At 51.8% G+C, this 23,648-nt stretch carries 23 protein-coding genes; 9 read left to right on the forward strand and 14 right to left on the reverse strand.

The window, feature by feature from the left end; genetic code table 11:
* Positions 1 to 4 precede the first annotated feature (4 nt).
* From cheA to flhD, 5 genes are all read right to left on the reverse strand, one after another.
* The gene (cheA, locus tag KCR01S_RS00385) at positions 5 to 2,023 is read right to left on the reverse strand and encodes a chemotaxis protein CheA (RefSeq protein WP_061279149.1); all 2,019 of its coding nucleotides are present in this window, start codon (positions 2,021 to 2,023) and stop codon (positions 5 to 7) included.
* A 4-nt stretch (positions 2,024 to 2,027) separates the two neighbouring features.
* Positions 2,028 to 2,954: a flagellar motor protein MotB gene (gene motB / locus KCR01S_RS00390; RefSeq protein WP_061279151.1), complete on the reverse strand. Its 927-nt coding sequence runs from the start codon at positions 2,952 to 2,954 to the stop codon at positions 2,028 to 2,030.
* On the reverse strand, positions 2,951 to 3,844 hold the full coding sequence (gene motA / locus KCR01S_RS00395) for a flagellar motor stator protein MotA (RefSeq protein WP_052283486.1): 894 nt from the start codon (positions 3,842 to 3,844) through the stop codon (positions 2,951 to 2,953). Before motA ends, motB begins: the two co-directional genes overlap by 4 nt.
* 122 nt (positions 3,845 to 3,966) lie before the next feature.
* Positions 3,967 to 4,545 (reverse strand): flagellar transcriptional regulator FlhC, encoded by a 579-nt coding sequence (gene flhC, locus KCR01S_RS00400; RefSeq protein WP_061279153.1) that lies wholly within the window; start codon positions 4,543 to 4,545, stop codon positions 3,967 to 3,969.
* A gap of 2 nt (positions 4,546 to 4,547) precedes the next feature.
* Positions 4,548 to 4,898 carry a flagellar transcriptional regulator FlhD gene (flhD, locus tag KCR01S_RS00405; RefSeq protein ID WP_061279155.1) on the reverse strand — a complete coding sequence of 117 codons (351 nt, stop codon included), beginning with the start codon at positions 4,896 to 4,898 and terminating at the stop codon, positions 4,548 to 4,550.
* 792 nt (positions 4,899 to 5,690) lie between these two features.
* Between flhD and uspC the strand changes: the two genes are divergently transcribed.
* Complete coding sequence (uspC, locus tag KCR01S_RS00410) at positions 5,691 to 6,110, forward strand: universal stress protein UspC (RefSeq protein WP_061279157.1); 420 nt, start codon at positions 5,691 to 5,693, stop codon at positions 6,108 to 6,110.
* Positions 6,111 to 6,270: 160 nt separating this feature from the next.
* On the opposite strand, the gene araH is transcribed toward uspC, so the two are convergent.
* From araH to KCR01S_RS00430, 4 genes are all read right to left on the reverse strand, one after another.
* Entirely contained in the window at positions 6,271 to 7,251 is a 981-nt protein-coding gene (gene araH, locus KCR01S_RS00415; protein ID WP_061279159.1) for an L-arabinose ABC transporter permease AraH, read from the reverse strand.
* Positions 7,252 to 7,265: 14 nt separating this feature from the next.
* On the reverse strand, positions 7,266 to 8,780 hold the full coding sequence (araG, locus tag KCR01S_RS00420; protein ID WP_061279162.1) for an L-arabinose ABC transporter ATP-binding protein AraG: 1,515 nt from the start codon (positions 8,778 to 8,780) through the stop codon (positions 7,266 to 7,268).
* 60 nt (positions 8,781 to 8,840) lie between these two features.
* Entirely contained in the window at positions 8,841 to 9,821 is a 981-nt protein-coding gene (locus KCR01S_RS00425) for an arabinose ABC transporter substrate-binding protein (RefSeq protein WP_061279164.1), read from the reverse strand.
* A gap of 271 nt (positions 9,822 to 10,092) precedes the next feature.
* Positions 10,093 to 10,650: a DJ-1/PfpI family protein gene (locus KCR01S_RS00430; RefSeq protein ID WP_061279166.1), complete on the reverse strand. Its 558-nt coding sequence runs from the start codon at positions 10,648 to 10,650 to the stop codon at positions 10,093 to 10,095.
* Positions 10,651 to 11,278: 628 nt separating this feature from the next.
* On the opposite strand from KCR01S_RS00430, the gene KCR01S_RS00435 reads away from it, so the two are divergent.
* Positions 11,279 to 11,782: a non-heme ferritin-like protein gene (locus tag KCR01S_RS00435; protein WP_061279168.1), complete on the forward strand. Its 504-nt coding sequence runs from the start codon at positions 11,279 to 11,281 to the stop codon at positions 11,780 to 11,782.
* 74 nt (positions 11,783 to 11,856) lie between these two features.
* Here KCR01S_RS00435 and KCR01S_RS00440 read toward each other — a convergent pair whose 3' ends face one another.
* Together KCR01S_RS00440 and azuC are read right to left on the reverse strand one after the other, a co-directional pair.
* Positions 11,857 to 12,108 carry a DUF2766 family protein gene (locus KCR01S_RS00440; RefSeq protein ID WP_061279170.1) on the reverse strand — a complete coding sequence of 84 codons (252 nt, stop codon included), beginning with the start codon at positions 12,106 to 12,108 and terminating at the stop codon, positions 11,857 to 11,859.
* Positions 12,109 to 12,191: 83 nt separating this feature from the next.
* Positions 12,192 to 12,281, reverse strand: a complete 90-nt coding sequence (azuC, locus tag KCR01S_RS25015; RefSeq protein ID WP_015963980.1) for a stress response protein AzuC — start codon at positions 12,279 to 12,281, stop codon at positions 12,192 to 12,194.
* Positions 12,282 to 12,492: 211 nt separating this feature from the next.
* Here azuC and KCR01S_RS00445 point away from each other — a divergent pair, with 211 nt between their 5' ends.
* Entirely contained in the window at positions 12,493 to 13,917 is a 1,425-nt protein-coding gene (locus KCR01S_RS00445) for an MFS transporter (protein WP_061279172.1), read from the forward strand.
* A 61-nt stretch (positions 13,918 to 13,978) separates the two neighbouring features.
* Here the strand turns inward: KCR01S_RS00445 and KCR01S_RS00450 are convergent, their stop codons facing one another.
* Positions 13,979 to 14,617, reverse strand: a complete 639-nt coding sequence (locus tag KCR01S_RS00450; protein ID WP_061279174.1) for an RpiB/LacA/LacB family sugar-phosphate isomerase — start codon at positions 14,615 to 14,617, stop codon at positions 13,979 to 13,981.
* A gap of 288 nt (positions 14,618 to 14,905) precedes the next feature.
* On the opposite strand from KCR01S_RS00450, the gene KCR01S_RS00455 reads away from it, so the two are divergent.
* From KCR01S_RS00455 to ftnA, 3 genes are all read left to right on the forward strand, one after another.
* A complete protein-coding gene (locus tag KCR01S_RS00455; protein WP_244886179.1) occupies positions 14,906 to 17,092 on the forward strand; it encodes an HD domain-containing phosphohydrolase in 2,187 nt (728 codons plus the stop codon).
* Positions 17,093 to 17,177: 85 nt separating this feature from the next.
* A complete protein-coding gene (gene yecR / locus KCR01S_RS00460; RefSeq protein ID WP_061279454.1) occupies positions 17,178 to 17,513 on the forward strand; it encodes a YecR family lipoprotein in 336 nt (111 codons plus the stop codon).
* Between the two features lie 188 nt (positions 17,514 to 17,701).
* Positions 17,702 to 18,199: a non-heme ferritin gene (gene ftnA / locus KCR01S_RS00465; RefSeq protein ID WP_061279177.1), complete on the forward strand. Its 498-nt coding sequence runs from the start codon at positions 17,702 to 17,704 to the stop codon at positions 18,197 to 18,199.
* A 33-nt stretch (positions 18,200 to 18,232) separates the two neighbouring features.
* On the opposite strand, the gene KCR01S_RS00470 is transcribed toward ftnA, so the two are convergent.
* Positions 18,233 to 18,472 carry a YecH family metal-binding protein gene (locus KCR01S_RS00470; RefSeq protein WP_061279178.1) on the reverse strand — a complete coding sequence of 80 codons (240 nt, stop codon included), beginning with the start codon at positions 18,470 to 18,472 and terminating at the stop codon, positions 18,233 to 18,235.
* 196 nt (positions 18,473 to 18,668) lie between these two features.
* Here KCR01S_RS00470 and tyrP point away from each other — a divergent pair, with 196 nt between their 5' ends.
* From tyrP to tam, 3 genes are all read left to right on the forward strand, one after another.
* A complete protein-coding gene (gene tyrP, locus KCR01S_RS00475) occupies positions 18,669 to 19,880 on the forward strand; it encodes a tyrosine transporter TyrP (protein WP_061279180.1) in 1,212 nt (403 codons plus the stop codon).
* 668 nt (positions 19,881 to 20,548) lie between these two features.
* Complete coding sequence (locus KCR01S_RS00480) at positions 20,549 to 21,823, forward strand: Glu/Leu/Phe/Val family dehydrogenase (protein ID WP_061279183.1); 1,275 nt, start codon at positions 20,549 to 20,551, stop codon at positions 21,821 to 21,823.
* A gap of 106 nt (positions 21,824 to 21,929) precedes the next feature.
* Positions 21,930 to 22,694: a trans-aconitate 2-methyltransferase gene (tam, locus tag KCR01S_RS00485; protein ID WP_061279185.1), complete on the forward strand. Its 765-nt coding sequence runs from the start codon at positions 21,930 to 21,932 to the stop codon at positions 22,692 to 22,694.
* A 250-nt stretch (positions 22,695 to 22,944) separates the two neighbouring features.
* Here tam and KCR01S_RS00490 read toward each other — a convergent pair whose 3' ends face one another.
* Positions 22,945 to 23,613 (reverse strand): YecA/YgfB family protein, encoded by a 669-nt coding sequence (locus tag KCR01S_RS00490; protein WP_061279187.1) that lies wholly within the window; start codon positions 23,611 to 23,613, stop codon positions 22,945 to 22,947.
* Between the last annotated feature and the right edge of the window lie 35 nt (positions 23,614 to 23,648).

Consider the following 23,648-nt stretch of genomic DNA (forward strand, 5'->3'; position numbering starts at 1 on the left):
CGTTTCAGGCGGCTGTGTTCGCCAGACGTTTTTCACGATTCAATCCCTGCAGGGCGGAGACATCGACAATCAGCGCGACGCTGCCGTCGCCAAGGATGGTTGCCGCCGAAATACCCGGCACCTTGCGGTAGTTGCTCTCCAGGTTCTTCACCACGACCTGATGCTGACCAATCAGTTGATCGACCAGCAGCGCATAGCGGCGGCCGGCGCTTTGCAGGATCACGACAATCCCCTGCGTCGCCTCGGTTTTCGCCCCCTGCACGTCGAATGCTTTCCACAGTTCGACCAGCGGCAGGTATTCTCCGCGCACTTCCAGAACGCGCTCGCCGCCCGCCAGAGGATGTAAATCCTCTTCACGCGGCTGAAGGGATTCCATCACCGCATTCAGCGGCAGGATAAAGACCTCTTCGCTCACCTTCACCGACATACCATCCAGAATGGCCAGCGTCAGCGGCAGCAGAATGCGGATGGTCGTACCCGCCCCCTGTTTGGATTTGATTTCAACGTGGCCGCCCATCTCCTGGATATTACGCTTCACCACATCCATGCCCACGCCGCGTCCGGAGACATCGGTCACCTGTTCGGCGGTGGAGAATCCCGGAGCGAAAATCAGCATCCCGACCTCTTCATCGGTCATACTTTCACTCACCGACATTCCCTGCGACATCGCCTTCGCCAGAATGCGTTCACGGTTAAGCCCGGCGCCGTCATCGGTGACTTCAATACAGATATTGCCGCCCTGATGTTCAGCGGAAAGGATCAAATTCCCCACCGCCGATTTGCCCGCCGCCAGACGCGCTTCCGGTGATTCAATACCGTGATCGAGACTGTTACGCACCAGGTGCGTTAACGGGTCGATAATGCGTTCGATGAGGCTCTTGTCGAGTTCCGTTGAGCTACCAATTTGCGTCAACTCAACCTGTTTACCCAACTTGCTGGCCAGATCGCGGACCAGACGAGGGAAGCGACTGAAGACGTATTCCATCGGCATCATCCGGATGGACATCACCGACTCCTGAAGGTCACGGGCATTGCGCTGAAGCTGGCCCATGCTGGTTATCAGGTCGCCGTGGGAAACCGGGTCGAGCGCATTTGAGCGCTGCGCCAGCATCGACTGGGTGATCACCAGTTCGCCTACCAGGTTAATCAACTGATCTACCTTCTCAACCGCGACGCGAATACTGGTGGATTCGTTGCTGCGCGCCGCCGGTTTTTCGCGCTCAACGCGCGGCGATGGTGCCGGGCCATTGACCGCAATCGGCAGGTCGATAGGCGCTGCAATCACTTCCTCTTCCACGATCGGCTCAGCTTGGGCCACTGCCGTAACGGTGGAGAACTCAATCTGGTCGGCCTCAATGACAAAACACAGCACGGCAACGATGTCGTCCTGGTTTACGTCACCCTCGAGGATCGCCGTCAGAGAATCGGCCGTTTTACTGACCTGGCTTAAGGTCGCCAGGTTCCCCAGCTCCTCTTCCAGCATTTCGGGTTCACCGGATTTCAGACGAGACAGCGTAATCTGCGTTTTACCGCCCTCCGCCGTGGCCTGCACCTCATCCGCGTCATCCTGCGGGCTATTCGCCACCACGCTCAGTCGGGCGTTGCCAGCGACAGAGGGGACGCTTTCGCCTTTTGCCTCGAGCGCCAGTTGGCGTAGGGCATTGCAGATATATTCGAAGCTGGCAGCATCCGGTTCGCTGGAGCTTTTATAGGCGTCGAGCTGTTCCTGCATAATATCTTTGGTTTCCAAAAACAGGTTGATAATATCGGTGTTGAGCTGCATTTCACCACGCCGGGCTTCATCCAGCAGGTTCTCCATCAGGTGAGTGGTTTCCTGCAAAATCGTGAAGCCAAACGTGCCAGCCCCGCCCTTAATCGAGTGCGCCGCGCGGAAAATCGCGTTCAGCTGTTCAGCGTCAGGGTCATCCACCACCAGGTTCAGCAGATGCTGTTCCATATCGGCCAGCAGTTCGTCGGCCTCATCAAAAAATGTCTGATAAAAATCGCTGATATCCATGCTCACGCTATCACCTCGAGTCGGGTTGGGGCGGCGTAGTACCTGCCGCTGCTGGTGAGGCATTCGGCGACTGTAGTACGCTTAAAGGTTCATTCTGGCTCTCGGCATTCTCGTGGAGAATGGCCTGTTCAGCCTGGTTATTCAGCACCAGCAGGCTGATACGACGGTTGATCGCATCGCCGCCACCGCGTGCTGATAGGCGCATTGAGTTTGACATCCCAATGACGCGTAAAACTTTGCCATCGTCCAGCCCACCCGCCACCAGCTCGCGGCGCGAAGCATTGGCGCGATCCGCCGACAGCTCCCAGTTGCTGTAACCGCGTTCCCCGGTCGCATAGGGGTAATCATCAGTATGGCCGGAAAGACTAATTTTGTTCGGGATCTCGTTAAGCACTGGGGCAATACCGCGCAGAATATCGCGCATATACGGCTCTACCTCGGCGCTACCGGTTTTAAACATCGGCCGATTCTGGCTATCGATAATCTGGATACGCAGGCCTTCCTGCACCAAATCGATTTTCAGGTGCGGGCGCAGCGCACGGAGTTTGGGATCGGCTTCAATAAGCTGGTCGAGCTCGCCACGAATACGCTTCAGGCGGTTCACTTCCATCCTTTTTTTCAGCTCATCAATATTCGGCTGCTTATTCACTTCACCCTGCTGCTGGGTCACATCATCGCCGCCGCCGGGAATGGGACTGTCGCTGTTCGCCATCCGCGGACCACCGGTAATTGCGGTAGCCAGCGGGGTACGAAAGTATTCCGCAATCTGGATAAGCTCTTTCGGGCTGGAGATCGAGATAAGCCACATCACCAGAAAGAAGGCCATCATGGCGGTCATAAAATCGGCATAGGCGATTTTCCACGACCCATGCGCGCTGCCGTGTGATTTATGCTTACGCCGTTTGACGACGACGATGGGATGCGATTGGTTTTTCATGCGTCCTCGGTGGTCGTTTGCTGCTGGCCTGCCGGGTTACGTACCGCGCGAACGTGTTCTTCCAGTTCGATGAACGAAGGACGTTCACTGCTGTAGAGAGTTTTACGCCCAAATTCAACGGCAATCGGCGGCGCGTAGCCATTGAGGTTGGATAACAGCGTAATCTTGACGCACTGCATCATCTTGGTGGTTTCGGCACTTTTCTGGCGCAGCACGCTCGCCAGCGGCGATACGAAACCGTATGCCAGCAGAATGCCGAGGAAGGTCCCCACCATGGCATGAGCAATCAGCGCCCCCAGCTCCGCCGCCGGACGATCCGCCGACCCCAGCGCGTGCACCACCCCCATAACCGCAGCAACGATACCGAATGCCGGCAGCGAATCGCCGACCAGCGCAAGGCTGTTAGCCGGTACTTCACTTTCGCTTTCATGGGTTTCGATCTCTTCATCCATCAGCGCTTCAATTTCGAAGGTGTTCATGTTGCCGCTGATAATCAGGCGCAGGTAATCGACGATAAATTCGAGCATGACCGCATCCGCCAGAATGCGCGGATAGCTGGCAAAAATTTCGCTCTCCTTCGGGTTTTCGATATCCCGCTCCAGCGAAAACATCCCTTGCTGACGGGATTTGGCCATCAGGCGATAGAGCAGCGCCAGCAGGTCCATGTACATACTTTTGGTGTATTTCGAGCGACGGAACAGTAAAGGCAGCGCCTTCATCGTCCCCTTGATGGCCTTACCGTTGTTACCCACGATAAATGCGCCGACCCCCGCCCCGCCGATAATGATCAGCTCAGCCGGTTGATACAGTGCTCCAAGGTGTCCGCCGGTCATCATGTAACCGCCGAAAACTGTCCCCAAAACAACCAGGTAACCTATTAAGATAAGCACGCTATCATCCTTCCACTGTTGACTAAGAGAGGAGACAGATGAGTCATTTCACCCCGCATGGGGTAAAAAAAAGCAGCGGCCCGAAGACCGCTGCTGGAGTGTTTAATCCACGTGACGTGGGGTTAAACAGCTTGCCCTATCTGTTCATCCAGCAGTTGTGGATTACTATCGGCAAGATCGCTGGAAAGTTTACGTCTTTTTACTGCGCGTGATGGAGGCTGGCACAGGCTACAGACAAAGCTTCCCGCAGGCTGGTGTGCGTGAGTCACAAAATTGCCGCCGCAAGAATGGCAGCTCGAAAGTTCAAGTAATCCGCTTTCAACGAAACGGACTAAAGTCCATGCGCGAGTCAGGGCTAACAGCGGCCCTTCATCCTGCTGTGGACACTGTTCAAGATAGAGACGGTAGGCTTTGATCACGGCATCAACGCCAGAGCATTGACCGCTTTTGAGTAAGAACTGCCAGGCATTGCAGAACATGGATGAGTGGATATTCTGTTCCCATGTCATAAACCAGTCCGTTGAAAACGGCAGCATTCCCTTCGGCGGCGGGCTACCCCGCAGCTCTTTGTAGAGCTTAATCAGCCGACCACGGCTGAGCTGAGTTTCACTTTCCAGCATCTGCAAACGAGCACCCAGCGTGATCAGCTCCATCGCAAGCTGAATATCGCGGGCTTCCTGAACAATGCTTTTTTCGCTCATCTTCAAGCCCTTTTCTTACGGGCAGGTTCGCCTGAGTGACTGGCTTCATTCAGCAATCTGGTGGAGAGCAGAATACCGGTGTGAATCTGCTGAAGGTCGTCAACGCGAGACTCTTGCGTCAGACGGGTTATGGTTTGGGCGTTATCAAAGCGGAACTGACAAACCAATTGGTTAGTTTCCGCTAATTTCACCATCTGCGGGAGCGTCAGTTCCCCGAGGACTTTTGCCATATCCTCGTTGATACCGAGGCGGAACATAGCAGAAGCCTTATCCTGACCAATCAAACGCTGTGCAAGAAGCAGATAAGACAAATTAATGTCGTAAATGTGCTTTAGCAACTCGGATGTATGCATTTTCCCCATCCCGAATAACCAATTAGTACTTTATGCGGTCAAACCGCATACCCCGTGATGTCGTCGGGCAAGGCCCGATAAAAAAATGAATCGGTCGAAATGCATGGCCAATCAGGCAAATCTTTCTGTGTCATTATCGGGCAACGATTTCACTTATGACCCGACAAATCTAAACATTTCTTACAATTTACTAAGATTTTTCCTAATTCGACGCAACTTTACTCGCCAGATGTGACACATACAATGTTACTTCGCTGTTAATTTGAAATTTATGTGATCTTCGTCACAAAATCAAATCGTATTTCTGACGTCGATCTATCAGTCACCTTTGTATTTTGACCAATAAACGAGCAGCTAAAGCGGCGTTTTATTCCACCCTAACGGATATTCATTCACTGAAATTATTAAACGGCGATTCAGAATGTGCGACTTTACGTGAGCCATTTACGAAAAATTTATCACAGATCATGCTTTCATCTAATAAACAAAATTCATCGTAAATTCAATAAATTGAAACATTAGAACATTGATCACAAATTGATTCGCAAGTTATTTACTTTTGGTTAACATCAATTCATCAAAAATTAAATGTTCATAAGACATGTTTATTACATCATATATTCAGTCATGCTTATGCAAGTTGGCTTAATTTCGCACAACTATTCGCATAAAATTTGCTTATGTATTAGGTTAAGTTATAAGCAGCGATATTCCGTCTAATGCTTGCGGGCGTGACGGAAAAAGAGTAAGAGATGGGTGATAGAGTGCGTATTATTCAAGCAAGGAGGTCTGATGCCTTACTCACATCTTTTAGTGGCCGTCGCGCCGACGCCGGAAAGCCATGCATTGCTGAAAAAAGCCGTCGCCATTGCGCGGCCGGAAAATGCGCGCCTCAGCCTGATTACCCTCTCTACCGATCCCGAAATGTATAACCAACTTGCTGCGCCAATGATGGAGAGCCTGCGGGAATTGATGCAGGAAGAGACGCGGCAGTTTCTGCAAAGCCTGGCCGACGCCGCCGACTACCCTATCTGGAAAAGCCAAATTGCCTCCGGTGAACTGTGCGATCACGTGAAAGCCTTTTGCCAAAACCATCAGGTTGACCTGGTTATCTGCGGCAACCATAACCAAAGCTTCTTTTCACGAGCGACCTGCTCGGCAAAAAATATTGTCGGGAATAGCGGTGTGGATGTGTTATTAGTGACACTGTAACAAAGCAGAAAGTCTTATGATTCCAGGGCGCCAGCGCCTCACTTCGCTGGCGTTTTCATCTGTCATGAACGTGCTTCGGAAACTCACCACCGAAATCATCGCTTGCGGCGATAAGCCGGACAAAACCGACACCGTCACTCGCCGGCGTCGGTTAACGACTTTATGCGCTTTGTTTGGCTTTCTGTTTGTAGCGGTCAAAAATCACCGCTGCCAGCAGAATCAAGCCTCGCACCACATACTGGGAGAATGGCGAAATATTTAGCAGGTTCATCGCATTTTCTACCGTGCCGAGGATTAAGATCCCGGCCACCACGTAGGAAATTTTGCCAATACCGCCTTTCAACGACACGCCGCCAAGTACGCAGGCTGAGATGACAATAAGCTCATAGCCAATTGACGTCATCGGCTGTCCGCTGGTCATACGCGAGGCCAGAATAATCCCTGCTGCAGCAGAGACCAGCCCCGAGAGAACAAAGATAATGATCTTCGTCCGCACCACCGGAACCCCGGCCAGTCGCGCCGCTTCTTCATTGCCGCCAATGGCCAGAGTGTTGCGGCCAAAAGTGGTTTTGTTCAGCAGTAGCCCAAAGATAATCAGGCATCCCACCGTCAGCCAGATTGGCGCCGGCAGACCTAGCCAGTTGGCGTAACCGAGCGTAAAGAAACGCTCGTCTTCAATCCCAACCGCTTTACCATCGGAGATGATGTAGGCAAGGCCGCGCACGATCTGCATCGTGGCAAGCGTGGTGATCAGCGCATTAATTTTGAGTCTGGCAATCACGAATCCATTGATAAATCCACTCACTGCCCCCAGCAGTAAACCGGCAAAGACGCCAATCCACAGGCTTTCGGTGGCATTAATCACCACCGCCGTGGTGACCCCCGCGCAGGCGATAACCGAGGCGACCGACAGATCGAAATCGCCTGATGCGAGGCAAAACAGCATCCCGCAGGCGACCATCCCTGACATCGAAATCGCCAGGCCCAGGCCTTTCATATTAATAAATGACGCAAAGTTCGGCACAAACAGGGCGCAGCAGATAAACAGAACGGCAAACACGACCAGCATGCCGTACTGATCCCAGATACGGCTAAAGCTCAGTGATGAGCCGCGAGCGCCAGGTGTAGTAACAGATGACATCATAATCTCCTTACTCAGGCGACGGCCTGACTGACTTTTGGCATGGCGAGGCTTAGGGCCTGCTGTTCATTGGCGCTTTCGTGCTGCAGCTCACCAGATATTTCCCCCTCACGCATCACTACGATGCGATCTGCAACGCCCAGGACTTCAGGCAGATCGCTTGAGGCAAACAGCACCGCAACCCCGGAGGCTGCCAGCGCATATATCACGTTATAGATCTCGTGCTTCGCCCCTACGTCGATCCCACGCGTCGGCTCATCGAGTAAAATGACTTTCATCTCTTCCGACAGCCAGCGCCCCAAAATCGCCTTCTGCTGATTTCCGCCAGACAGGTTCATAATCAGCTGCTGCGCGCCCGGCGTTTTGATGTTTAGGGATTGGATGTGATGGTCAGCGTTACTGGCTTCCCAAGCGTTATTGATAAGGCACCCGGCGTGAATATGCTTACGTCGGGCGCTGATATTGATGTTGTCGCGTACCGAATGTACCGGGATAATTCCTTCGGCCTTGCGGTCTTCCGGGCAGAGCATCATTCCCGCACGGATCGCCTGCGCTGGCTTATCAATGGTCACCCGCTGACCGTCGATAAAGATTTCGCCGCCGGTTATCTTTGTGCCACCAAAAATTCCTTTCATCAGTTCGCTTCGCCCGGCGCCCACCAGCCCAAACAGGCCAACGATTTCACCGCTGCGCACCGACAACGAAATGGGCGTCCTCACGCCCAGCGCTTTTACCTCCGCCAGACGAAGACGCTCCTCGCCGTATTCTCGGGGCTGCCAGCCGTAGATATCACCGATATTACGCCCCACCATCGCCTGAACCAGACGGTCATGGCTCACCTCATTCATATCATCAAAGGTGCAGACGTAGCGGCCGTCTTTGAATACCGTAATGGCATCGCTAATCGCAAAGATCTCTTCCATACGGTGGGAAACATAGATGATCACCCGCCCCTCTTTTCTCAGTTCGCGGATCACGCGAAAAAGGTTATCGATCTCGCGGGCAGAGAGTGAGCTGGTGGGTTCATCAAAGGCAATCACCTTGGCGTTACGCGCTAGCGCTTTGGCAATCTCCACCATCTGCCATTGGCCGATGGAGAGGTATTTCAGCGGCGTATCGGGATCGATATCCAGACCCAGATGTTCAAGCTGAAGACGCGCTTCATAGTTCAGTAATGACCGGTTGACGATCCCGCCGCGGCTGGGTAATTGCCCAAGATAGATATTTTCAGCGACTGTCATCTCCGGGATGAGATGCAGTTCCTGGTAAATAATGGCGACACCGGCGTTTAACGCCGCGGTGGTGTCAGCAAACGAAATCTCTTCTCCACGCAGAGCCAGCGTGCCCGCAGTGGGTGAATAATTACCGCTGAGTATTTTCAACAGCGTCGACTTACCGGCACCGTTTTCCCCCATCAACGCATGTACCTGGCCGCTATAGCAATCGAAGCTAATATCGGACAGTGCTTTGACGCCGGGAAACGTTTTGCAAATACCATGGAAAGAGAGATAAGGGGCAGACTGTTGCATGGCAACCTCCACAATCAGCTATCCTTCTCCCCCCGCAAGCGGGAGGAGAACCATCAGGAATCAGAGGCCTTTTTTCGCCAGCTCTTCTTTGAAGTTGTCACGGGTGATCAGTACGACGTCAGTCACCGCGGTGAATTTCGGGGGTTCGACACCCTTCTCTACCCAGTTGTAGAGCAGTTCGCTGGTTTTATAACCGTGAATATCCGGGCTTGGCAGCAGTGAACCGAAGAAGCCGGTCGCCTGCGCTTTTGACAGCTCATTAACCGCGTCCACACCGTTAATACCGATACCAATGACGTTTGCCGCTTTAAAGCCCTGACCTTCCGTTGCACGAACGCCGCCCAGCACGGTGTTATCGTTCATGCCAATAATCAGCCATTGCTTCACTTCCGGGTGTTGAACCAGCAGTGAGTTACCGGCGTCGAATGCGCCAGGGATATCGTTTGATTTGGTTGGGATCTGGTAAATCTGTTTTTCCGGGAAGCCCGCGGCTTTTATCGCATCCATCGAACCCGTTGTGCGGCGGCGCGCGGTATCCAGTTCATTGGCGGTAATCGCCATTACGCCGGTGGTTTTCACATCCCAGCCGCGCTTTTGCATCTCTTTATACAGTTCCTGCCCCTGGCGCGCGCCAATTTCACTGGCGGCCATCATCACCAGCGGCACGGTATCCATCGGTTTGCCTTTCGCATTCACGAACTGGTCGTCGACGGTAATAACCTTCATGTCATAGCTGCGCGCTTTCGCCACAATGGCTGGCCCCAGTTTTGGGTCCGGCGTACAAATAACAAAGCCTTTTGCGCCGCTGGCCGCCAGACTATCAATAGCATTTAGCGTTTTTTCACCATCGGGAACGGCTATTTTAATCACATCAAAGCCGAGATCTTTTCCCGCCTTATCAGCAAATTTCCATTCGGTCTGGAACCAGGGTTCTTCTGGCTGTTTAACTAAAAAGCCGAGTTTCAAATTTTCAGCCATAGCCGATTGTGACATAACCGCTGCCAGCCCGATGGCGGCCAACGCTTGCGTAAATTTGTGCATGGTTAACTCCAGCCTTAATGTTCTTTTATGTAGGGAAAAATCAGAGAGCCGATTTAAATTAGACATAAAACAAAGTATTAGCTGTTCTACTTACAGCGTTAACGTTGTTGAAACATTAATAGCCCGGAATTCGTTTTGTATAAGAGAGCAGCATCACACCGCAGAATTACAGTAAAGTGATGCATAGATTCAGCAGATAATTACATATTAAGACGCGCGAATTGTCGGACAATTCGCGCAAAATCAGCCATAACGGCGCAGGGGGAATGAACTACCAGCGGTAATAGATATGATCGGCGTGGTCGCGTACCGGCGCTTCATCTCCTAACAGACGGGCAGCAACGGTGAAAGCAAAATCAAACACGTGACCAAACCCTTTTCCGCTGATCAAATTACCGTCTTCCACTACCGGTGCATCAACGTATTCGCCATTTTTAACATCCTGCCATAAATCACCGGAGCACACGTAACGACGCCCTTTAAGCAAGTCATTACCGGCCAACACGCGGGCGGCGGCAGAACAAATAGGGCAAATCAGTTTATTCGCTGCGTCATGGGCGGCCACAAATTTGATGACGTCGGGATCGGCGGCCAGATTGACGCTTCCCTGCGGCCCACCCGGCAATACCACCGCGTCGTACAGGGTATCCAGACGTTCTGCCAGCGTCGCATCCGCCACCATCGGAATATCGTGATAGCTCACCACCGCACGGGATTCAGCGCACGACACCAGTTCAACACCGATATGCAGACGGCGCAAAATATCGATAGTGACAATCGCTTCCCCTTCTTCAAATCCAGGGGCCAGCAGTACTGCAACCTGTTTCATTTTAACTCCTGTAAATTCATATCAAAATTGTCCTCCCTGACGATAAAAAGGGGTGGACTCTGCACACGCTAAAATACTGTGAACATAATCCACTTGCCTGCTGCTATCAAATTTGATCTAAAACAAAATTAATGCCGTTGAGATATTTATCAACGCCGCAGGAAAGTCGTATATATAAGTATGAATGATAATAGCGTGCGCTTATTCATAACAAATAATGCTGATAACGACTACCAGACATCAATAGATGATGAATATATTAGATGTAGGTCACGTTTTTAATGTACGCAATGAAACAGATTTCCCATATGTTAACAAACTCTTATAAGGATGTACTTAAAGTCACAATCACTATTAATCATGTCATTACGAAAATTTAATTTTGGATATTAAGTTGATTCTAATATGTGTTGTAACGAAACGTAAAAAGCGGCTTATAAGAGTTTTCTTGTATCGATTCTAAGAGTATTCTTTTTTACGACCGGAGAAGTATTATATTTCAGGTCATGCATGAGGACTACAAATAATATGTAGTCGAATTCAACGTGTAAATAGCGCATGGTTAGCGGCTATTATGAACTATGCGGTGTAACGCGTATCGTTCCTACCCAGCAATAAGGATATTCGTATGGCAGTATCGGGAATGGTTCAAAAGCTTAATGCTCAGATGAATCTTGAATTTTATGCATCTAATCATTATTTGCGTTTGAGCGAGTGGTGCTCAGAACATCGTCTGAATGGCACCGCGACGTTTCTACGTTCGCAGGCACAGTCCAGCGTAACGCAAATGATGCGGGTGTTCGATTTCATGAAGAAAGCGGGTGCATATCCGGTCGTCAAGGCCTTTGAGGCCGATGAAGATAAATGCGCAACGCTCGAAGATCTTTTCGTCAAAACGATTAAAGACCACGAACAGCGGACGTCAACGCTGTCTGAACTGACCCTGGAAGCAAAAGTGCTTCAAGACGATAACACCCTTAATTTCCTGAACACACTGGAAGAAGAGCAGGAACAGGATGGTATCTTGCTGAAGACGATTCTGGATGAAGTGCGCAGTGCGCGTAAAGCTGGCCTGTGCATTCAACAAACCGACCAGCATCTGCTGAATATCATGGCCCACCAACAGCATTAATTTTATCGGCAAGGGCGGCCAACGCCCTTGCCTTTCAGGCTTCAGAGATGACAACCCCGTTGTCTGAGTACCGATTAATGCGCGGTTTCTTGCGGCGTAAACTTCAGCTCAATTAAGGCAATAGCCTTTTGAATGGCCCGCTGCGTGACCGGATCGGCACCCGCCGGATGCGTGGTAAAATCAATAGATTTAAGCTGGGAAGCCATCTTGTCACGCACTTCAACCGGAGCGATAACGTCAATAACATCGAGGATCTGTTTGATAACGAGCTGACAGGCAACCACATCGGAAACCAGTTCATCGTCAGGGGTAAGCTTCTGAGACATTTTTTTGCTCCTATTTTGCGGAGCGTAATAGTAACCTACTTTTGCAGAAGACAAAAAAAACCTGCCGCGGCAGGTTTTTTTTATCAGAACATAGCGCCTGGCGGTACGTCTTTGAAGGTCTTGCAGTAGTTTTCAAACATGCTTTTGAGGATTTTACGCATACGCTGTTTCATGGTGATGTTCCCGTTTTTTTGTTATGCAGGTGTTATTGTCTACGGGCTTATAATATGACTCACGTCACAAAAATCAACCATTCTGCGATGCAAATCACACCACTTTCATTCTTTGCGTTAAATTTATAAAAATTTTGTTATAGAAATCTACCACTTACAACATCTACAAAATTTGTAAATATTACGAGATCTTTTGATAGGGTAAAAAAAGATGAGTGAGCCTCTCCAGGCCCAGGCGACGCGTGGGGTATCCCCTGCTGCGCTGCTTGTGGCCGGTGCATTCTTTATGGAGTTCCTTGATGGGACGGTGATTGCCACCGCCTTGCCAGATATGGCGAAAACCTTCGGCGTTGAAGCGGTCGATTTGAATATCGGCATCAGCGCTTACCTGATAACCCTCGCCGTACTGATTCCAGCCAGCGGCTGGATAGCAGACCGCTTTGGCGCCCGCACCATCTTCAGTATCGCACTGGCTATCTTTACCGTCTCCTCGGTCTTCTGCGGTCTTGCGACCAGTGCCCATAGCTTTGTGGCTATGCGCATCCTACAGGGCGTGGGCGGCGCGCTAATGGTTCCGGTTGGTCGGCTCGCCGTGCTGCGAACCACACCTAAACATCTGCTCATTACCGCGATTGCTACGCTGACCTGGCCGGCGCTCATCGCCCCGATAATTGGGCCACCTCTGGGCGGATTCATTACCAGCGTTGCGGACTGGCGCTGGATCTTCTTTATTAATGTCCCGCTCGGCATTATTGCCATCATTCTAGCGCTGCGGATCATCCCGAATATTCGCGATGATGAACGCCGCCCTTTCGATCTGCCCGGTTTTCTGGCGACCTCAATTTCGATGGTCAGTTTGGTTTATGCCATGGAGTTACTGGGCGCTGAGAAAATGCAGGGCGGGCTGGTTGCCGCACTGCTATTGCTTGGCGGCGTGACGTTTTATTATGCGCTACGGCACTTCCGCCGCAGCCCGGCACCAATGATCCGTATGGATGCGCTACAGGTTCCCACTTTCCGGGTCACCATGTACGGCGGCTCACTCTTCCGCGCGTCGATAAGCGCCGTCCCGTTTCTGCTGCCGCTGCTTTTTCAGGTCGGTTTCGGTATGGATCCCTTCCACTCGGGGCTCTTAGTTCTGGCGGTCTTCGTGGGTAACCTGACCATTAAGCCGGCCACCACGCCGCTGATACGCTGGCTTGGCTTCCGTCGTCTGCTTTTGCTTAACGGCGCGCTCAACGTGCTGGCGCTGGTTGCCTGTGCCTTCCTGACGCCACAAACGCCGGTTTGGGTCATTATGCTGATCTTGTATCTGGGAGGCGTGTTCCGCTCTATTCAGTTTACCGGCGTCAGTACCCTGGCCTTCGCCGACGTTCCCTCTGCACAAATGAGCTACGCTAACACCTTGTTTAGCACCGCCAGCCAGTTGGCTATTGGGTTGGGGATTACGCTCGGGGCCATTGGCATTCGTATTGGCGAGAAGCTCAGCGCACTGCTGGATTTAACTGCCATGCCGGGCATCAGCTTCCGTCTGGCTTTTCTCTTTATCGCGCTGATATGTCTTGTTGGCATGATTGACACTCTGCATCTGACTCGCGATGCGGGCAGTTCCGTGTCGAAGAAAGTAAAAGCCTAGCCCTGAAAAACAAAAACCCACGCAGTGCGTGGGTTTTTTATTGCGCTGTTGGCGGTCGGGCTTATGCCAGGATCTCGCGAACAAAAGCTTCGATTTCTTTGTTCTGGCAGTTTTCGAAGAAGCACTGCTGGAAACGCTGACCAGAAACGGCGGTTTTCACCAGTTCAGGATCAATCGCGCGCAGGGTATCCAGATAGTTTTCTTTTACCACTGCCGCTTTCACCTGATTCAGAATACCCGCGTTACGCACCTGAGGTTCTTTACGCTCTGGTGGGTAACCCTCGCCATTACGGCCGGTGAAGGCTTTTTCAAACATGTAGCGTACGTTCAGCTCAGCGCCCCAGCCGTAGCCTTTCGCAAAGGCCAGAGACAGTGCATTACCGTTGTTGATCTGTGCAAACAGGAAGGCATCCGCTGGATCCAGGCAGTAACCGCAGACGACGCCTGGGTGAATGTTCAGAGACATCAGTGCGCCCTGACCGGTACCGCAGCCGGTCACCACGAAATCTACCGCCTTCGAGTTCAGCAGGATGCTGGCCATGATGCCCAGGTGGATGTAGGTCAGGTGATGATCGTTTTCATCAGACATGCCCACGTTATAAACCGGGAAGCCTTTTTCATCGGCCACGGCTTTTAACTCATGATGAATAGTCGCGTTTTTGCTGGCCTGGCTATTTTCCATCATCAGTGCAATTTTCATTCTTTCCTCTCCTGAAAGCTACGCGGGCTCGCCCGCAGTCGGTCGATTACATTAGGGTAACCTTACTACCAGACAAACACACTTTCAAATTTTATGAAAAAACGTTTTGATTTTTACCAATGCGGTCACACTTTTGTTCTTTAGCCGATTGATAAAACCTTACATAAACCGTTAATTATTTACTGTGTACTGGCGTAAGGCTCGACTAGACTAAGTTAGGGACAGAAAGTCCCTGCTTTTTATACGCTTTTAAATGGATTTAAATAGTCACTGCAAAGGAACTGACTTGTGACACAGCACTGCCGATTTTTTCGACACGGACTGGGTCTCCTTGTTCTACTGACCCTGTTTTTCGTTTGCATTCCCCGCGTGTATGCGGTTCCCCCGCAGAAAGTAAAGCCTGCTGCACCTGTCCCCGTGTGGGTGCTGGATGCTGACAGCTTTGAATTCTGGCGCGACAGCCACGGGGAATATCACGGCTTTTACGCCGAGCTTCTTCACGCCATTAATTCGCGCTACGGGTATAACCTAACGCTACGTCCTATCGATAGCACCACCTTCGAACAGCGTTTTCATCACCATGACTACGGGCTGTATGCCAGCGTGCTGCAAACTAAAGCGCATCTGCACAACAACATTTTGTCAGCGCGCCTGTTTGAAAACACGATTGTCGCCGCCAGTATTACGCGCCAGGCAAAATCGATCGGTGATCTACAAAACACCCGCGTTATCTTCCGCCGCCGCGATCACACGCAGCAGTTGGTGAAGGAAGCATTTCCGGGATTAAGGTTTCAGCAAATTATCGAAGTCGACAGCAGCAAAGAGGCGCTGCAGATCCTCCGCAGTGGCGGCGCCGACTTCTACATTAATGAAGACCGTGAGATAGGTAGCCCACAGTATTACTACACTATTTCACGGCCGTTCAATTCGCTGCGCATCACCGCTTCTTTTGGTCTCAGCCCAGAGTTGATTTATATGCGCAGCAATATCGATCAGCTGATCAATGAGTGGCAGCAAAGCGGTAAACTCCAGGCGCTGGAGGAACAAAGCCAGCTTGAATATCTCCGTCACCATTTGACGATAACCGACGATGAGCGCACCTGGCTCCAGGAAAACCGTCTCACGCTTTGGCTGCCGAAAAACGAAAGTTTTGCTCCTATTATCTGGAAGGACGATCGGGGCTATCGCGGCAGCGCCATCAGCATGGTCAACGATCTTCGCGATCTGTTGAATATCAACGTTGACGTGCTGTTCGTCGATAACTACATGATTCGAATGCAGAATGAGAACTGGCCGGTTCATCTTGCCGACATTATTGATGTGCGCAACGGTGCACAAATGGAAGGGTTGGTCGGGCCGCTGTCGAATTGGTATAACGCGTACTACAACAAAATCGGGCAGCCTTTTATTGTTGATGAAGAGCAGGTTCGCCACCAGCGAATTGGGGTGATCCGCGGCTCATTTGCCGCCTATTATCTGCGCCAACGCTTTGGCACCGATGTGACGCTAATCGCCCGAGCATCCATTGATGAACTTCTGGATGCTATTGATAACAACTACATTGATTATATCCTTGGCGATTTATCCTCCCTTGAGCAGGCGCTACGCGGCAGCGACCTTTTCCGAGGCTCGCTAAAAGTGGCCGGGCTGACCCATTCCAGCTACCAGATCGGTACCTGGGTCAACGTCGATCATCCGCTGCACGCACTTTTGGCTCAGGTACACCTCATTTCCAGCTATCGTCATCAGCTCATGACTCCGCTCCCCCCCAACACGCCATTTTCGCTGAGTAAAAACGCCTGGCAGATAATCAGTCTTGGGCTTTTGGTTTTGCTGGTCTTTATTCTCAGCATGATGCTGATGATGTGGCGGCATATGAATAAAAACCGCGCCATCAACCGCAGCATTGTTGAAGCCATGGAGACCATAAACCACGTTCACGATGATGAAACCGGCTGCCACATTCGCCGGGTTGCGGCCTACTGCGGCCTGCTGGCACGCAATCTCAAGTTGCCGCCCAAAACCGTTCGCGCGATTGAAACCTATGCCTCGCTTCACGATATTGGCAAGATAGCCGTACCTGAACATATTCTGCGCAAAAAAGGCCGACTCACTGAAGATGAGTTTAAGCAAATTCAGAAGCATACGGTTAAAGGCTGGCGTATTGTTCAGGGGTTGGCGTTGGGTTCCGTGGCTGAAAATCTGATTCATTATCACCATGAAAAATGGGATGGTTCGGGCTATCCGCAGGGGCTTGCTGGCGAGAACATTCCGCTGGAAGCTCGCATTCTGGCAATTGCCGACGTTTACGATGCCTTACGCCAAAAGCGGGTCTATAAACCCAGCTTCTCCCACGAGGGTGCCTGTGAAATTATCATTAGCAATGCGGGCACCCATTTCGACCCGCAGCTGATAAAGCTCTTCTCCCAGCTGCATCTGCAGTTTCAGGCGGTTTATGATTCACAGATGGATTAGCCTACGGATATAGCGACTATTCAAGGGATTGCCAACAGTAAGTGGAACTACAATGAGGTTACGACAGATTGCGCAGAGCGAATTGATGAAAAGCCTCATTCTTATCCCCTTCCTGCTGGCCCTTTCCGCCTGCTCGGTTCCCCGTGCGGCAAGCGTGAGTGAAGTTGATGCCAATAGCGGTATCGTGCGCCTGACCTACGGCCAGGCCATTTTGCAAAATGCCAGAACCGACGATTACATCGCCCGCTCCGAGGCCAATAAGGCTTGCCAGCAGATGGGTTATGCCACCGCATTTGCCTATGGTCAGCCAATTACCACTTGTACAACCACCAGCGGTTCACTGTGCCTCAACCAACATGTGACACTGCAGTATCAATGCCGGGGGATTGCTAACGTACCGGTTTCCACCGCCTATTATTAATATTCCGCCGGTTAATTCCGGCGTTATTTATTTCACCCCTTAATTTATCGCTATATTTATGCCAATGAGTTTTATTCCCATTCGTATTATTAACTAAATAATTTTTAATTTACCTTTTGCAAATAAATTAATAACAAATTATAGTTTCGCGGTAATTAACTTGTAACCTATTTTTCAGGAGCGAAACCATGCTTAAAGCGCCCATGATCGAGAAATTAAACGAACAGATGAATCTCGAACTTTATTCTTCGCTGCTGTATCAACAGATGAGCGCCTGGTGCAGCTTCAACAGCTTTGAAGGCGCAGCGGCCTTTTTACGTCGCCATGCGCAGGAAGAAATGACGCACATGCAGCGCCTGTTCGATTATCTGACCGATACCGGCAGCCTGCCACGCATCAACACCGTACAGAGCCCGGTTGCTGAATACGCATCGCTGGATGAATTATTCCGCGTCACCTATGAACACGAACAGTTGATCACCAGTAAAATCAATGAACTGGCTCATGCTGCGATGACCAACCAGGACTATCCGACCTTTAACTTCCTGCAATGGTATGTGGCTGAACAGCATGAAGAAGAGAAACTGTTTAAATCCGTCATTGATAAGCTGACGTTGGCGGGTAAAAGCGGTGAAGGTCTGTACTTTATCGATAAAGAACTGGCGACTCTCGACACACAGAATTAATCATTGGGCAGCGGCGTACAACGCCGCTGCCAATTAATGACGGCAAATTTTATTTTCAGCGGTATTAAAACCAGATTCCTGCGCAATAAACTTACCTTTCTTTTGCAGAAATGCAATCAGCTCACCAGCGCTCATATTCTCTGCCGAACAGGTATGAAAACGCGCCTGCTCGCCAAATCGCGCGTGAATGTCCGCTTCCAGACTTTCAATACTGTATCGCTCACCTGACGCCAGCATCATGTTCAGCACTTCATGGCCGTGAATAGAGTCCATTGTTCCTCCTGTCATAAAAGACCAACATAACCTGCATTTGTTTTATATGTTTTGCGCTAGCGCAGTTTTCCCATCACCGAGATGAAATGTAAACTAATCAATACACTCGCTGTAATTCAGATTTGACGAAAACACCACTTTCACATACTCTGCGCGACATCTTTCGTTGTGATGACGTTCTGAAGTAGAGGAAAGCGTGAGAAATCGTACCCTGGGGAGTATTTTAATCGTCGCCGGCACCACTATCGGCGCAGGAATGCTGGCGATGCCGCTAGCTTCTGCGGGCGTTGGCTTTGGTGTAACGCTGGTGCTGTTAGTCGGGCTGTGGGCTTTAATGTGTTATACCGCCCTGCTGCTGCTGGAAGTTTATCAACACGTTCCGGCCGACACCGGCCTCGGTTCACTGGCGCTGCGCTACCTGGGGCGCTACGGACAGTGGGTCACCGGCTTTAGTATGATGTTCCTGATGTACGCGCTGACCGCCGCCTATATCAGCGGCGCGGGTGAACTGCTAGCTTCAAGCCTCAGCCAATGGCTGAGCATCGATATGCCACCAGCCCTCGGCGTTCTGCTGTTCACCGCCGTAGGTGGCCTGGTTATCTGTATTGGCACTTCGCTGGTCGATCTCTTCAACCGCTTCCTGTTCAGCGCCAAAATTATCTTTCTCATTGTGATGCTGGTACTGCTGCTGCCGCACATTCACAAAATTAACCTGCTGACGCTTCCGCTGGAGCAAGGGCTTGCGCTCTCCGCTATCCCGGTTATTTTTACCTCCTTTGGTTTCCACGGCAGCGTACCGAGTATCGTCAGCTACATGAACGGCGACGTGCGCAAACTGCGCCGGGTCTTTGTCATCGGTAGCGCCATTCCGTTGGTTGCCTATCTGTTCTGGCAACTGGCAACGCTGGGCAGCATCGATGCCCCGGTGTTCGGCGCGCTGATGGCGCAGCACACCGGCTTAAACGGCCTACTGATGGCGATCCGCGAAGTCGTCGCCTCACCGCACGTGGAGCTGGCTGTACACCTGTTTGCCGATCTGGCGCTGGCGACCTCATTCCTTGGCGTTGCGCTGGGGCTGTTTGATTACCTGGCCGATCTGTTCCAGCGTAAAAATAGCGTTCGCGGTCGACTGCAAACTGGCGCAATTACCTTCCTGCCGCCGTTAGCCTTCGCGCTATTTTACCCGCGCGGTTTCGTCATGGCGCTGGGCTATGCCGGCGTAGCGCTGGCGGTGCTAGCACTGATTATCCCGTCGCTGCTGACCCTACAAAGTCGTAAGCACCACCCAGAAGGCGGCTACCGCGTGGCCGGTGGCAAACCAATGCTGTGGCTGGTGTTTGCCTGCGGTATCGCGGTCATTATTATTCAGGCGGGGATCGCCACCGGGCTGCTGCCATCCGTTGGCTAGTGCCGCCCACTGAAGGGTAAAATCGCCCAGAAACATCATCTCCTGGCGTTGATAATGTTTCTGGGTTGTTTCTCATTTTTTGAGGTGCATCATAATTACGGAAAATTAACGCATTAGGTTTTTATTCACCTTTGATGCATACGCCAAATAACGGTTACATGCCGTTATTTTATTGCCATCTCTGGATCCTGATTCTGTATTCATTTTTGCCTCTCCCTTTGCCGCGTTTTGCCTGCCCCTGATGACTAAACAAGGCGCTACGTCTGTGCCTGCACACTCACGCCCCAGCACTTCGCCATTAACTTCAGCGTTAGCTCAGCAAATGAATGCTCTCCATACGTTACCGCACATCGCTTTCATTATTATAATTTCCGGTTGGGCGTGATTTTTCGCTACAAAAAGCCGCGTCTTTTGCGTATCAATCGCCCCTCTGCCGAGGCCATCGAGTTTGACTCATCGCCGCTTCGCAATCCGGAGCGCCGGGGCCACTCTCGCTTCGCAGTAGATAATTATTCATTGCCGCACAAAAAACGCTGTCCCCCTCTTGCCTCTTTTAGTGCAATCCGGATGCTAAATTTTAAATAAATGTTAAATTTAAGCCATGCAGTCAGTAACTCTGCATACCACGGCTAACTAAGAACATATTACTTACAAGATTAAGGTTTATCATGGATAAGTTATCTTATGCTTCCGATAGCAAGACATCTGCCTGGAACACCTACCTGCAACAAATCGAACGTGTCGCGCCTTATCTCGGTGAGTTATCCCGCTGGATCGATACCCTGCGCCATCCCAAACGCGCGCTGATTGTCGATATTCCCGTACAGATGGACGATGGCTCGATCCGCCATTTTGAAGGCTACCGCGTGCAGCACAACCTTTCCCGTGGACCAGGCAAAGGCGGTGTGCGCTATCACCCTGACGTCGATCTTAATGAAGTCATGGCGCTGTCTGCGTGGATGACCATCAAGTGCGCCGCCCTGAACCTGCCGTATGGCGGTGCGAAAGGCGGCGTCCGCGTGAACCCATTCGAACTGTCCGAAGGTGAGCTTGAACGCCTGACGCGTCGCTACACCAGCGAAATTGGCATTATTATTGGGCCACAGAAAGATATCCCAGCGCCGGACGTTGGTACCAACGGGAAAGTGATGGCATGGATGATGGATACCTACTCCATGAACCACGGCACCACCATTACCGGCGTGGTCACCGGCAAACCTATCCACCTTGGCGGCTCCCTGGGACGTGAGAAAGCCACCGGTCGCGGCGTATATATCAGCGGGCGTGAAGTGGCTCGGCGCGCCAATATCGAAGTAGAAGGCGCTCGCGTCGCAGTGCAAGGCTTCGGTAACGTCGGGAGCGAGGCCGCTCGCCTCTTTGCCGCCGCCGGCGCGCGCGTGGTGGCGATTCAGGACCACACCGCCACGCTGTTTAATGCTACCGGTATTGATATGGATGCGTTGACGAGCTGGCAGGTTGAGCACAAGCAGATCGCCGGTTTCCCTGGCGCCGACACCATTGCCAGCGAAGCGTTCTGGGACGTTGACATGGATATTCTGATCCCGGCCGCGCTGGAAGGCCAGATCACCCGCCAACGCGCCGAAATTCTGAAGTGCAAACTGGTGCTGGAAGGCGCAAACGGCCCGACTTACCCGGATGCCGATGATGTACTGGCTAGCCGCGGCATCGTCGTCGTTCCAGACGTTGTCTGTAACGCCGGTGGGGTTACGGTCAGCTACTTCGAGTGGGTTCAGGATATGGCGAGCTTCTTCTGGAGTGAGGAAGAGATCAACGCCCGCATGGACAGAATTATGACCGACGCCATGGTACACGTCTGGGAGAAAGCCGCAGAGAAAACCTGTTCTCTGCGTACCGCGGCCTACATCGTGGCCTGCGAGCGCATTCTGCTCGCTCGTAAAGATCGTGGGATCTATCCAGGCTAATACCTGAATACGGTGAGCGGCTTCGGCGGCTCACCGCCTTTCTTCAGCCAATTCGCCCGCACTGAGCTATGCTGTAAGCCGTTAATGACTGCCAAAGGAGTCAGGCATGGCTGACTGGAATCCCTCGTTGTATTTGCAATTTGCCTCCGAACGAACCCGCCCGGCCGCAGAGTTGCTGGCCCGTATTGCTAAACCAACCGCGAAACACATAGCCGATCTCGGCTGTGGGCCGGGCAACAGTACCGAACTGCTGCACGATGTCTGGCCGGATGCGGTCATTACTGGCGTGGACAATTCGCCAGCGATGCTGGAAAAGGCTCAGCAAGCGCTGCCTGACTGTCAGTTTGTCAATGCCAATATCAGCGAGTGGCAGCCGGAACAGCCGCTGGATGTGCTCTATGCTAACGCATCGCTACAATGGGTGGCCGATCATCAGATACTGTTCCCCCGCCTTGCCTCACTGCTGGCAGCGGACGGCGTGCTGGCGGTGCAGATGCCGGACAACTGGCAGGAACCTTCGCACGCATCAATGCGTCAGGTCGCCCATGAATTGGGCCACCCACCGCGGGCGAGAACGCCATTACCGAGCGTACAGATTTATTATGATTTACTGACCCAATGCGGCTGTGATGTGGATATCTGGCGAACCACCTATTTCCATCCGCTGGCGTCACATCAAGCCATTATTGAGTGGTTAAGTGCAACCGGGCTGCGCCCGTATTTGCAGGATCTGGATAGCATCAATCAGCAGGCCTTCCTGCGTCGCTACCTGCAGTTATTGGAAGAGCATTACCCGCGGCAGAAAAATGGCCAGGTTCTGTTGGCGTTTCCGCGTTTGTTTATTGTCGCCCGACGGGCGAATCAGAGATAGCCATGACGGCTGAAGAAAGTCGTGTTTGTCAGTTCAGGGCGATGTTCCGTTCACTTTATGTCTGCAGAAAATGAAACAACAGCATCAGTGAAGGGGTAAAGGGGCGGCGGTGATTAGCCGCCCCTTGTGCACACCCGGCGCCATTCTGGTTATGTGGCATGATATGAACAAGGTGCGCAATCGGCTGGGAAACTGAACGTCATACCGCATGACTAATCAGTATTAAGCCTGACACCAGCGACAGTGTTGCTTATTTCGCTAAGCAGCACTGCTTATATTTTTTACCACTGCCGCACGGGCAAGGATCGTTACGCCCAACTTTCTGCGCATTGACAATCGGCTGCTTAACCGGCGCTTCCTTCGGGTTATCCATCCAATAGTCATACAGCGCCAGCGCCGCTGGACGAATTTGGTCGATACTGTCGACGTACGCTTCGGCGGTAAATTTACCCAACTCAGCGGTTTTCTCTTCGTCGCCGTGCAGAGCAATATTATCCAGTGCCGTCTGCAGCGCTTCCGGCAGGCCGGACCAATCGCTCATGCCCACACCACGCAGATAGCCGTAACACCACTCTTCAACGATGGTCAGCTCCTGATCTTCTTCTTCGCGGGTGCCATACAGCGGTTCAAACTGATCGGGGTAATCATTCAGACGATCGGCGATGTCGCTCATGTGTTGCAGCGTCAGATTCACAAAACGATCGCGCTCGCGGTCAGTCGCCCAGTGCGGCACGTGCTCGGCCCCACCCCATACGGCGAACATCCACTCGGCGGGTTCAATTTCCAGCGGCGATGAAAGCACGGCGGTCAGCATACCATCCAGTTCGGAGACGTCGATAATTGACGCATCGGTGGCATATTTGGCAATCGTCTCGTCCAGCCATTCCAGTTCGCTTTCGGTTAATGGTCCCGTTTTCATACTTATCTCTACCGTTGTTGATGACGTGTATCTCT

Source organism: Kluyvera cryocrescens NBRC 102467, from assembly GCF_001571285.1.
GTDB lineage: Bacteria > Pseudomonadota > Gammaproteobacteria > Enterobacterales > Enterobacteriaceae > Kluyvera > Kluyvera cryocrescens.

Excerpts from the sequence above, each read along its gene's own strand:
- motB (WP_061279151.1), bottom strand. The coding sequence starts at position 2,954 with ATGAAAAACCAATCGCATCCCATCGTCGTCGTCAAACGGCGTAAGCAT.
- flhC (WP_061279153.1), bottom strand. The coding sequence starts at position 4,545 with ATGAGCGAAAAAAGCATTGTTCAGGAAGCCCGCGATATTCAGCTTGCG.
- flhD (WP_061279155.1), bottom strand. The coding sequence starts at position 4,898 with ATGCATACATCCGAGTTGCTAAAGCACATTTACGACATTAATTTGTCT.
- uspC (WP_061279157.1), top strand. The coding sequence starts at position 5,691 with ATGCCTTACTCACATCTTTTAGTGGCCGTCGCGCCGACGCCGGAAAGC.
- araH (WP_061279159.1), bottom strand. The coding sequence starts at position 7,251 with ATGTCATCTGTTACTACACCTGGCGCTCGCGGCTCATCACTGAGCTTT.
- araG (WP_061279162.1), bottom strand. The coding sequence starts at position 8,780 with ATGCAACAGTCTGCCCCTTATCTCTCTTTCCATGGTATTTGCAAAACG.
- KCR01S_RS00425 (WP_061279164.1), bottom strand. The coding sequence starts at position 9,821 with ATGCACAAATTTACGCAAGCGTTGGCCGCCATCGGGCTGGCAGCGGTT.
- KCR01S_RS00430 (WP_061279166.1), bottom strand. The coding sequence starts at position 10,650 with ATGAAACAGGTTGCAGTACTGCTGGCCCCTGGATTTGAAGAAGGGGAA.
- KCR01S_RS00435 (WP_061279168.1), top strand. The coding sequence starts at position 11,279 with ATGGCAGTATCGGGAATGGTTCAAAAGCTTAATGCTCAGATGAATCTT.
- KCR01S_RS00440 (WP_061279170.1), bottom strand. The coding sequence starts at position 12,108 with ATGTCTCAGAAGCTTACCCCTGACGATGAACTGGTTTCCGATGTGGTT.
- azuC (WP_015963980.1), bottom strand. The coding sequence starts at position 12,281 with ATGAAACAGCGTATGCGTAAAATCCTCAAAAGCATGTTTGAAAACTAC.
- KCR01S_RS00445 (WP_061279172.1), top strand. The coding sequence starts at position 12,493 with ATGAGTGAGCCTCTCCAGGCCCAGGCGACGCGTGGGGTATCCCCTGCT.
- KCR01S_RS00450 (WP_061279174.1), bottom strand. The coding sequence starts at position 14,617 with ATGAAAATTGCACTGATGATGGAAAATAGCCAGGCCAGCAAAAACGCG.
- yecR (WP_061279454.1), top strand. The coding sequence starts at position 17,178 with ATGAAAAGCCTCATTCTTATCCCCTTCCTGCTGGCCCTTTCCGCCTGC.
- ftnA (WP_061279177.1), top strand. The coding sequence starts at position 17,702 with ATGCTTAAAGCGCCCATGATCGAGAAATTAAACGAACAGATGAATCTC.
- KCR01S_RS00470 (WP_061279178.1), bottom strand. The coding sequence starts at position 18,472 with ATGGACTCTATTCACGGCCATGAAGTGCTGAACATGATGCTGGCGTCA.
- KCR01S_RS00480 (WP_061279183.1), top strand. The coding sequence starts at position 20,549 with ATGGATAAGTTATCTTATGCTTCCGATAGCAAGACATCTGCCTGGAAC.
- tam (WP_061279185.1), top strand. The coding sequence starts at position 21,930 with ATGGCTGACTGGAATCCCTCGTTGTATTTGCAATTTGCCTCCGAACGA.
- KCR01S_RS00490 (WP_061279187.1), bottom strand. The coding sequence starts at position 23,613 with ATGAAAACGGGACCATTAACCGAAAGCGAACTGGAATGGCTGGACGAG.